This is a genomic window from Mesorhizobium sp. M7A.F.Ca.CA.003.01.2.1 (assembly GCF_003998945.1).
In the GTDB taxonomy this organism is placed as follows: domain Bacteria; phylum Pseudomonadota; class Alphaproteobacteria; order Rhizobiales; family Rhizobiaceae; genus Mesorhizobium; species Mesorhizobium ciceri.
The window spans coordinates 1-1,135 of record NZ_RZRA01001308.1; the positions used below are offsets into that span (position 1 = coordinate 1).

Annotated in this window: 2 protein-coding genes; both read right to left on the reverse strand. The window is 66.5% G+C overall.

What is annotated here, in order from left to right; all coding sequences use genetic code 11:
* The coding region (locus EN969_RS32240) for a small ribosomal subunit Rsm22 family protein (RefSeq protein WP_127274169.1) at window positions 1-657 on the reverse strand (657 nt) is incomplete at its 3' end.
* 1 nt (window position 658) lies between these two features.
* Window positions 659-982 carry a YnfA family protein gene (locus EN969_RS32245; RefSeq protein ID WP_013532523.1) on the reverse strand — a complete coding sequence of 108 codons (324 nt, stop codon included), beginning with the start codon at window positions 980-982 and terminating at the stop codon, window positions 659-661.
* Between the last annotated feature and the right edge of the window lie 153 nt (window positions 983-1,135).

Sequence of the window (1,135 nt, forward strand, 5' to 3'; positions counted from 1 at the left end):
CGCCTGATGCGCGCAAGGCGCAAGCACATGCGCGCCCGCCTCGATCAGCTGCCGGCGCACGGCAAGGATGCGCTGCCAGCCGGCGGGGGTGCCGGGCTCGACGATCAGGAGCGTGTCGCCAGTGAGTTGCCAGAGCCGGTCGATGAGTTTCGGCAGCGATGCCGGCGCGATTTCATCGAGCACATAAGCGCACGTGACCAGATCGGCCGGCTCGATGTCAGCAAGGTCGATGGTGGCATCACCGGCCAGCCATCTGCTCTGGGCGGCAATAGTGTTGCCGGCAAGCGTCTCGCCGACCTTACGCACGGCGGCACTGGCTTCGAACAACACCGCCTGTTCGAGATCGGGCCACAGATCGGTCGCGGCCCAAAGCACCGTGCCAGGGCCGGCGCCGACATCGAGCAAGGTCCTGGGCTGAAAGGCAGGCTTGGCGTCGCTCAGCGCGTCGAGGCTGGCACGGATCGCGGCATAGGTCGCCGGCAGCCGCGTCGCCAGATAGGCCTTCACCGCCAGATCCTCGGCCATGTGCAGACGGCCGTCGCGCAACTCGGCGCGGTAGCGGTCGGACAGCGTCTTTGCCGCTTGCTTGAGTACCGCCAGCGGAACGTTTTCGAGCAGACGCTCGACACCTTGGCGAAGGGAGGCAGGCAACTCCATCTCAAGCGCCCCGCGGGACGAGAAGGATCACCGAAGCACCGGCAATGCAGAGCGCGGCACCGGCAAGATCCCAGCGGTCGGGGCGAACGCCTTCAACCAGCCACAGCCAGCCAAGCGACGCCACGATGTAGATGCCGCCATAGGCGGCGTAGGCGCGACCGGCGGCTGACGTGTCGACCAGCGCCAGCAGGAAGCCGAACAGGGCAAGCGAGGCGAGGCCGGGAAGCAGCCAAAGCGGCGACTTCTCCAGCCGCCACCAGGCCCAGAATGAAAAGCAGCCGGCGATCTCGGCCAGAGCGGCGGCGGCATAGAGGACAAAGGTCATGAAAAAGGTCCCGCGACGGTCACGGGACCTTTTTCAGTGCCGGCGCCGGCAATGGCAAGCGGCAATGCTATTCCTGGTCGGCAACCTTGCGGCGGCGAGCCGGCTTGGCGGCCGGGCTCTTTTTGACGGGAGCCGTTTCACGATGCCCCATAT